The sequence below is a fragment of the Aquiflexum sp. genome, from assembly GCF_041749095.1.
Taxonomy (GTDB): Bacteria; Bacteroidota; Bacteroidia; order Cytophagales; family Cyclobacteriaceae; genus Aquiflexum.
In genome coordinates this window covers 1-8,205 of record NZ_JBGTCA010000381.1, presented here as the reverse complement: position 1 = coordinate 8,205, position 8,205 = coordinate 1, and the positions used below count along the sequence as shown (strand labels likewise).

7 protein-coding genes are annotated in these 8,205 nt (G+C 42.5%); 2 read left to right on the top strand and 5 right to left on the bottom strand.

What is annotated here, in order from left to right; translation table 11 throughout:
- On the top strand, window positions 1-706 hold a 706-nt coding region (locus ACEW8O_RS17390; RefSeq protein WP_373495898.1), incomplete at its 5' end, for a ferritin-like domain-containing protein.
- Between the two features lie 79 nt (window positions 707-785).
- On the opposite strand, the gene ACEW8O_RS17385 is transcribed toward ACEW8O_RS17390, so the two are convergent.
- The 4 genes from ACEW8O_RS17385 to ACEW8O_RS17370 form a co-directional block, all read right to left on the bottom strand.
- Window positions 786-2,504, bottom strand: a complete 1,719-nt coding sequence (locus ACEW8O_RS17385) for a cellulase family glycosylhydrolase (protein ID WP_373495897.1) — start codon at window positions 2,502-2,504, stop codon at window positions 786-788.
- Between the two features lie 208 nt (window positions 2,505-2,712).
- On the bottom strand, window positions 2,713-3,489 hold the full coding sequence (locus ACEW8O_RS17380; protein WP_373495896.1) for a hypothetical protein: 777 nt from the start codon (window positions 3,487-3,489) through the stop codon (window positions 2,713-2,715).
- A gap of 65 nt (window positions 3,490-3,554) precedes the next feature.
- Entirely contained in the window at window positions 3,555-4,388 is an 834-nt protein-coding gene (locus tag ACEW8O_RS17375; RefSeq protein WP_373495895.1) for a helix-turn-helix domain-containing protein, read from the bottom strand.
- 82 nt (window positions 4,389-4,470) lie between these two features.
- Window positions 4,471-4,926: a heme-binding protein gene (locus ACEW8O_RS17370; RefSeq protein ID WP_373495894.1), complete on the bottom strand. Its 456-nt coding sequence runs from the start codon at window positions 4,924-4,926 to the stop codon at window positions 4,471-4,473.
- Window positions 4,927-5,053: 127 nt separating this feature from the next.
- Between ACEW8O_RS17370 and ACEW8O_RS17365 the strand changes: the two genes are divergently transcribed.
- Complete coding sequence (locus ACEW8O_RS17365; RefSeq protein WP_373495893.1) at window positions 5,054-6,157, top strand: Gfo/Idh/MocA family protein; 1,104 nt, start codon at window positions 5,054-5,056, stop codon at window positions 6,155-6,157.
- Between the two features lie 90 nt (window positions 6,158-6,247).
- Here the strand turns inward: ACEW8O_RS17365 and recG are convergent.
- A partial coding sequence (gene recG, locus ACEW8O_RS17360; protein ID WP_373495892.1) for an ATP-dependent DNA helicase RecG occupies window positions 6,248-8,205 on the bottom strand: 1,958 nt, incomplete at its 5' end.

The following is an 8,205-nucleotide window of genomic DNA, read 5'->3' as shown; positions in this document are numbered from 1 at the left end:
TGGTAAAAATATTGCGATGGCGGCCGTTCCTGTAGGATTGGCTTCTGTTGCCAGCAATAAAGCCTATGCCCAAGGTTCGGTATCGGTATTGGATGTGTTGAACTTTGCCCTGCTCTTGGAGTTTCTGGAAGCAGAATTTTATACCACAGGCCTTTCCTGTAAGAATCTCATTCCTGCCGGAAAGGATAAGGCCATATTTGAAGTAATAGAAAAACATGAGGTAGATCATGTGGAATTTCTTAAATCTGCCATCAGTGGTTCAGGGGGTACTCCCATCGATAAGCCAACTTTTGATTTTACGGCAGGGGGAAATTTTAAACCCTTTACGGATTATACTCAGTTTTTGGTTCTTGCACAAGCTTTTGAAGATACCGGTGTCCGTGCCTATAAAGGTCAGGCAGCAAATCTGATGAGCAGCGGGGGGGTATTGACTGCCGCCTTACAGATTCACTCTGTAGAGGCAAGACATGCTTCAGAAGTCAGAAGGCTGAGAGGGCTCAAAGGATGGATTACCCAAGACCAAAGAGGTGCAGGAATGCCTCCGGTAACCCAAGCAGTTTATGATGGAGAGGATAACCTTATACAAGGTGGTGTCGATGCAAGTTCTGTAACTCCTATAGGAGTGGATGGTGTGACAGAGGCTTACGACGAGCCGTTGACTATGGCGGAAGTTCTGGCCATTGGCGGACTCTTTATAAAATCCTAAAAGGGTTATAAATCTCATATTAGCTACAAAAGTGCCCTATCAGTCTGATGGGGCACTTTTTTATTTATGCAAAAAAATACTATTTTTTTATGATTCTACGGGTTTCCAATTGGTTGTTCCCGAAAATTCTGAGCATATATATCCCGGGTTTCAATTGGCTCATTTCTATATCATGATGAGTTCCTGTTACCCTGAATAAATCCAATTTTTGGCCCATTGAATTATAGAGTTCAATTTGACTGCCTGGATGGATATTGTCAATGGTAAGTAAACCCCTGACCGGATTAGGAAAAATATTGACCTTTTCCGGATATTCCTCCTTTAGAGAAGAAATCACCAAATCCACCTCCTGCACCTTTACTTTCCTAAATAATGCATTCCCCATTTGCATCCCCAAGTCAAAAACAATTCTGGTACTGGGATCAGTAGGGTCGTTCATATGAAATACGGTAGAATACTCATGGTATTCATCAGACAATTGAGTGTTTTGAAAGCCGCTGTAGCTGTTGAACGGAGCCGAGGCCTTTCCAATATAAAATCCGACTGACATATTGGGTTCTGCCCTGGCTTCAAATGAAAAACGGTACATTTTGCCGTTCTCCAGCAATAGATTGCTTCTGACCAACTGTACATGCCAATTTTCTGATCCTATTTGAGAAACGGCTGCATGAAGGATTCCCTGACTTCTGGAAAGTCCTGCCTGTGCATTTTGTTGGGTAAAAATATTCCAGCCATCATTGGAATTTTCAAAATTGCTTTCATAAAGTGTGACCAAATGTGCCTGCCGGGGTTCCGGCATTTCATTATGTAATAGCGCATCAGCCAAAGGTTGAATGTATTGGTTATTTTGGGGATCAAAAATCCCAAACCCTGCACTCCACTCCCAATAGGCCCAACTGAACCCTATTGATTCCAGATATCTGGCTAGGAAAGTGGTCCAGCGTACCCGTGACTCCATGTCTGCACGGCTGTAAGCGCCAAATTCTCCCATGTGGATGGGAATATTTCTTTCGGTGGAAAATGAAATCAGAGGTGCTATTTCCTGTTCAATGGCATCTCTCTCAAATTGCAGGTCCAGCCACTCCGTGCCCAACCAATTCTGCGAATGATCTCCCACCCATTCCGCACCCTGATGGGTAAAAGTAAAAGGATTATAAAAATGGACCGTCACAATGATATTGTCATCCTCGGGTGGATCCAGATGGAAAATTCCTCCTACACCACCAAACAACGCAGTGCCAATCAAAACAGCTCTGTCCGGATTGGTCTGTCTGATTTCAATCAAAGCCTCAGCAAAATATTGATTCCATAATTCAGGGTTCAATTGGTTATGGGGCTCGTTCATGACCTCAAACAAAAGCTCTTCAGGATAATCTTTAAAAAAATCAGCAATTTGGTTCCATTGGGAAATAAACCTGTCCTTGTTTTGCGCAGGATTTTGAAAAAGCGCATCATGGTGGTGCATATTGATTATGACCATCAAATCCTGTTCAAGGGCGAGATCAACCACTTCTTTGATCCTACTAAAAAAAGTGGGATTGATGGTATAAGGTGAAGTCATTTGGGTTCTTGCAGGGGTATCCCATCGAATCGGAATTCGCACGTGGTCAAAACCAATCTCTTTAATCCTTTGGAAATAATCATTCCTGTAAGGATTTCCCCATTCTCCCTCAGAAGGTGCTTCAAACATATTTCCCATGTTCATTCCCCTTCCGAGTTTTTGATTCAATTCAAAAATACCGGTCTGCCCAAAAGTAAAAAAAGGCAATAATACAAATAGAAAGATCAATTTTTTCATAGCGTCAAGTTACAAAGTATAATTTACTTTCTAGTTAATTTTACTTTGTCTTCTTAGAAAAATTCGGTTAAACCTGCCAGGTTTAGAATCAGGATTATTTACAACTAAATGTTCGATCAAATAAAACCTGGCAGGTTTTTTCAATTCAAAGAATTAACCCTTTCCAAAAATTCCATCACACCCCTTATAGAAAACTCTTTCGGCAATATTACTGAATCAGCCAATTCGCAATTTCATGCCAAAACTCGCTCGGGCCTATAACCACTGCCCGTAAGTTGGACCAAACAAACATAGCCAAGGCAACCCATAACGAAATCGGGTGGATCCGACCCAAGTAAATCCTATCTCGAATGGCACTTGCAAAAAGGAGTAAAAACAAAGGAATGACAATTATTGGGGCCTGAATCTCCCGTAAGACAGGAGAATGACCAATAATATGTGTCAAGGCTGCGGGCATTAGGGCTCCAACAGTGGCCAAAAGCATCAACCGCTTATGAATATCCGAACGCTTTCTATACCAGATCGCAATTCCGACCAACAAACCGAAAGTGAAAATATCCCCAAGTTGAAGTGCGAGTAATGTTATGGGATCATTGACACCATGGATCAAATCCCCACTCAGATCGTAGCCGCGCCGCGCCATGTTGATGGCAGTCAAATAACCAGAGACCACCATCAGGATAGCCAAAACTGCCCCCACATAGCCCATTTTCCGATGAAATGAAATCTTTCCTTTTGAAACAAGTATAGCTTGGGCAAGAAACAAGACAAGCCATGCTCCGAAAATGGCACCATGCACTGCCACAGCAAGGTTAACAGGTTCTCTCCGGCTTTCGGTATCCACCATTGTAGGCCCGAATCCGGCTATAGCGATCACTATGGCGACCAAGGCCATTCCAATATAAAAAATTCCTTTGCTATCTGTCTTCTCAAAAGGTGATTTTGGTGTGATTGGGTTTAAGATTGTTGTGGAGGTAAATTTCATGACTTTTTATTCCAAAGTTATCTGGATAATAACCTTTGGAATAGATCAAAAGCGACAACATTTTGTCATTCAAATGTTTCCGACTGAATTCTAAGATCAGTACTGTTTAATCTTGCTTCCAATGCTGTTGGGGTAAGTCCGGTAAATTCCTTAAAGTCTCTGATCAAATGCATCTGATCTGCGTACTGGCATAGGTGAGCTATTTGGGACCAAGTTGCCTGTGGATTGTTTTCAAAAAATTTCCAAGCCTTTGTCAACCTCAATAATTTGGTATATGTCTTTGGAGTCACGCCAATTCTTTCTTTGAATTGCCTCTCTAATTGCCGTACACTGATACAGGCTTTATGAGAAATTTGATCGATTTTAATATTTTGTCCGGTTGATGCCAATTCCCCCAATACCATATCAATTGGTAAAATTTGTTTAAGTTTTCTTACTTTTTGAAGCAGGAAATTTTCAACGATTAAAACCATATGATAATAATCGGTAGCCTCCAAAAGCTTTTCATTGACCTCTCCTATTTCCCTTCCCAAAAAAAGTGTCGAATCAAATGGATATCCGAGCATCTCATACATAGGCACACCAAGCATGCGATGAAGTCCCCCCGGTGCAAAAACCACTGGTATAACTAACAAATCCTTGCCCATGGTCAGGTCCACTCTATTTACCTGAGGACCTATCACTATACTTGTTGGGAGTTTGAAAGTATCATCCTTAAAATAATTCCTACAGGTTACATGATCATTTAAGTAAAAAATAAGAGTATGATCGGGCACAGGAGGATGTGGATATACTTTTCCTCGTCCTCCAGAGTCAAAATGATAGTGACACAACATGATACGGTTTATAAAACCTTTCAATTCAGGGTGCGGGGGATGGAAGAATTTGAAATCAGCCAATTTTTATCTTTTTTAGAAGTAAAAATCAAGTCTATGGAATGGATTGCAGTAAGAATCGGATTTCTTATTCCTCCTTCTGAAATCAAAGTGCAGCCAATCCCGCCTCCGCAATAATCCCGTCCTGTGCAGAGGTGACTCCTGAGATACCTATGGCACCTACACAAACACCATCTTTGAAAATAGGCAGACCTCCTTCCACAGGCATGACGTTGGGCAATGGCACAAGGTGTGTTGCACCTCCTTTGATCATATCCTCAAAAACCTTGGTGGACCTTTTGAAATATACCGCTGACTTTGCTTTAGCCTGGGCTACCTCCACACTGCCGATCTGGACACCGTCCATTTTTCGAAGCGCTATCAAATGTCCTCCGCCATCCAAGATGGCAATGACAACATTCCAATTTTCTTCACGAGCTTTTTCCTCTGCGGCATCAGAAATCCTCAGCGCTTCTTCCAGATTCAGATAGGGTTGAACTTGCGCTTGTGTAATGGAAATCATAGGAATCAATATCAAAATAAGTAAGATTAGCTTTTTCATGTCAGATCAGGTTATGTAAATTGGTTAGGATTACTCCCAATTTAATTATTTTTTTGAAGCAGTGATTAAAAAGTCTTAAATTAAAAACTCAATAAAATCAAAGAACTAACTTTAAACCTATTTAACCATGAAAAACATCAGCAGAAGGGATACCCTCAAAACCTTAACCCTGGGCACAGGAATAGGTCTTATTACCCCTCTTACATTAATTTCCTGTAGCAATACTCCAAAAAAAGACAAACTAGGAGTTGCCTTGGTAGGTTTGGGCTACTATAGTACTGATCTTCTGGCACCTGCTTTACAGCAGACAGAACACTGTTATCTGGCCGGAATTGTAACGGGAACACCTTCAAAAGCTGCTGACTGGAAATCAAAATACAATATCCCTGATAAGAATATTTACAACTATGAAAACATGGGAGGGATTGCAGACAATCCTGACATTGATGTCATCTACATAGTGCTGCCTCCTTCCATGCACATGGACTATACCATCAAGGCCGCACAGACCGGCAAGCATGTATGGTGTGAAAAACCCATGGCTGTGACAGTAGAAGAGTGTCAGGCCATGATTGATGCCTGCAAAAAGAATAATGTTTCGCTTTCTATTGGATACCGTTGCCAACATGAACCCAATACTTTGGAATATCAGCGAATTGTCAAAGAAGGTCTATTGGGAAAAGTAACCCAAGTGGATTGTGCGGCAGGATACCGTGAGGGAAGAACTGACCATTGGAAACAGAAAAAAGAAATGGGCGGGGGAGTAATCTATGATATGGGAGTTTATGCCATTCAGGGGGCAAGATTGGGCTCCAATATGGAACCGAATGCTGTAAATTCGGCCAAAATCCGGCAGGAAAGACCCGAAATCTACAAAGATGGATTGAGTGAAATCGTGGAGGCCCAACTGGAATTTCCAGGAGGAGTCATGGGCAATATCAAAACATCATTTGCCGAAAATGTAAACTTTTTGAATATCACGTGTGAAAAAGGAACCATTGAGATGGCACCATTTTCTGCCTATGCAGGTATAAAAGGAACGAGTCCTCTGGGTGAAATTAACTTTCCCTATCAGGTGCCTTGGCAACAGGCCAACCAAATGGATATGGATTCGCTTGCCATCATGGCAGGGGACCCAATGCCTGTTCCCGGTGAGGAGGGATTACGGGATATCAGAATTGTACAGGCCATCCTAAAAAGTGCTGAAACAGGGCAGAGGGTTGTGATATAAATCAATTGTAATTTTAGGAATATGGCTTAGACCTGCCAGGTTTTGAAAACCTGGCAGGTCTTTTCTGTTTAATGTAATCTGGGTAAAAACTTAAGAGATCCTACTCCAGTTGATCGCATGTTTCTTTTGGTTTTTGATCTGACGGAGAACCATGGCATTTTGGGGCTGTGACAGGTCAGGGTCTTCCTGTAAAAGCAGTTGCGCCGCATCCCGTGCCATGGTCAGAATCGGAGCATCCCTACTCAAGTCAGCAATTAATAAGTCTGCAACCCCGCTTTGTTGCGTTCCCATCAAATCTCCTGGGCCGCGAAGTTTAAGGTCAACATCTGCAATCTCGAAACCATTGTTGGTTCTGACCATGGTCGCCAAACGTACCCGGCTGTCTTTTGACAATTCATACTTGGTCATCAGGATACAATAGGACTGATCTGCACCTCTGCCAACTCTTCCTCTTAACTGATGCAGCTGTGACAAACCAAATCTTTCCGCATTTTCAACAATCATCACCGAAGCATTAGGAACATTTACACCAACCTCTATCACCGTAGTAGCCACCATGATTTTGGTTTCCCCCTTTACAAATCGCTGCATCTCAAAATCCTTGTCCTGTGCTTTCATATTTCCATGGACAATACTGATCGGAAATTCAGGAAAAGCACGGCAAACGCTTTCATATCCATCCATCAGGTTTTTCAGGTCCAATGTTTCTGATTCCTGAATCAAAGGATAGACTACATACACCTGTCTTCCTTCCAAAATCTGTTTGCGCATAAACCCGAAGACTTTCAAGCGATCCTTATCATAGCGATGCACGGTTTGGATTGGTTTCCTCCCTTTGGGCATTTCATCTATGACCGATATGTCAAGGTCACCATACAATGTCATCGCCAATGTCCTTGGGATGGGAGTGGCCGTCATGACCAATACATGTGGAACAAAATTCTCGTTCTTTGCCCAAAGTTTAGCCCGCTGTGCCACACCGAAACGGTGCTGTTCATCGACAATAGCCAAACCAAGGTTTTTGAACTGAACGATATCTTCCAAAAGGGCATGGGTTCCGATAATGATATGCAGATCGCCCGAAAGCAACATTTCATGGATGATTTTCCGGGTGGACTTTTTGGTTGATCCGGTCAGCAAGGCAATTCTCAAACCCATCAGGTCCGCATATTCCTTTAAGCCTTCATGATGCTGATTGGCCAAGATCTCTGTTGGTGCCATCAGGCAGGTCTGTGACCCGGAACTAACGGCAATCAAAATACAGATAAAGGCTACCATGGTCTTGCCACTGCCCACATCACCTTGGATCAGGCGATTCATCTGCTTTCCCGATTTCATATCCCCAAACGCCTCCCTGACCACTCTCTTTTGTGCTTCGGTCAGCTCAAAAGGCAAATGCTCCTTGTAAAACTTTGTGAGCAGTTCCGTTTGGTTGAGAATCTGTCCTTGGGACTTTTCTGTTCTCGTGAGCTTCAGTTTCAATAACCTCAGCTGCACAAAGAAAAATTCTTCAAATTTCAGCCTAAACCTTGCCTTTTTCAGGATTTCGGGGTTTTCGGGAAAATGAATTTGCTTCAGTGCTACTTGTTTTGAGATCAAGTTAAACCGCTGAATGATATCCAAGGGTAATGTTTCCTGAATTTGCGGATAAGCTACCTGTACCAGACCCTCCATTATTTTTGAAATCCCTTTGGAATCCAGGTATTTTGCCCTCAGCTTTTCTGTAGTAGAATAAACCGGTTGGAAAAAACTCTTTTCTTCCTGCACCTGAGATAGGGGTTCCATTTCGGGGTGGGCGATGCTGAATTTTCGCCCGTATTTGTTGGGCTTGCCATAAAAGACAAATGCCGGTCCAATCAGCAATCTTTTGACGACCCATTGGATTCCTTTGAACCAGGTGAGTTCCATCTCTCCGGTCTCATCATAAATGTAGGCTACCAACCGCTTTCTCCTTGCATCTCCAATGGTTTCTGTTTTTCGGATCTTGGCAATGACCTGAACATTTTCTAGGTCCTCGTTCAGTTCTTTGATTTTGTAAAACTTGGTCC

Coding starts and splice junctions, on each gene's coding strand:
- ACEW8O_RS17380 (WP_373495896.1), bottom strand. CDS start 3,489: ATGAAATTTACCTCCACAACAATCTTAAACCCAATCACACCAAAATCA.
- ACEW8O_RS17370 (WP_373495894.1), bottom strand. CDS start 4,926: ATGAAAAAGCTAATCTTACTTATTTTGATATTGATTCCTATGATTTCC.
- ACEW8O_RS17365 (WP_373495893.1), top strand. CDS start 5,054: ATGAAAAACATCAGCAGAAGGGATACCCTCAAAACCTTAACCCTGGGC.
- ACEW8O_RS17385 (WP_373495897.1), bottom strand. CDS start 2,504: ATGAAAAAATTGATCTTTCTATTTGTATTATTGCCTTTTTTTACTTTT.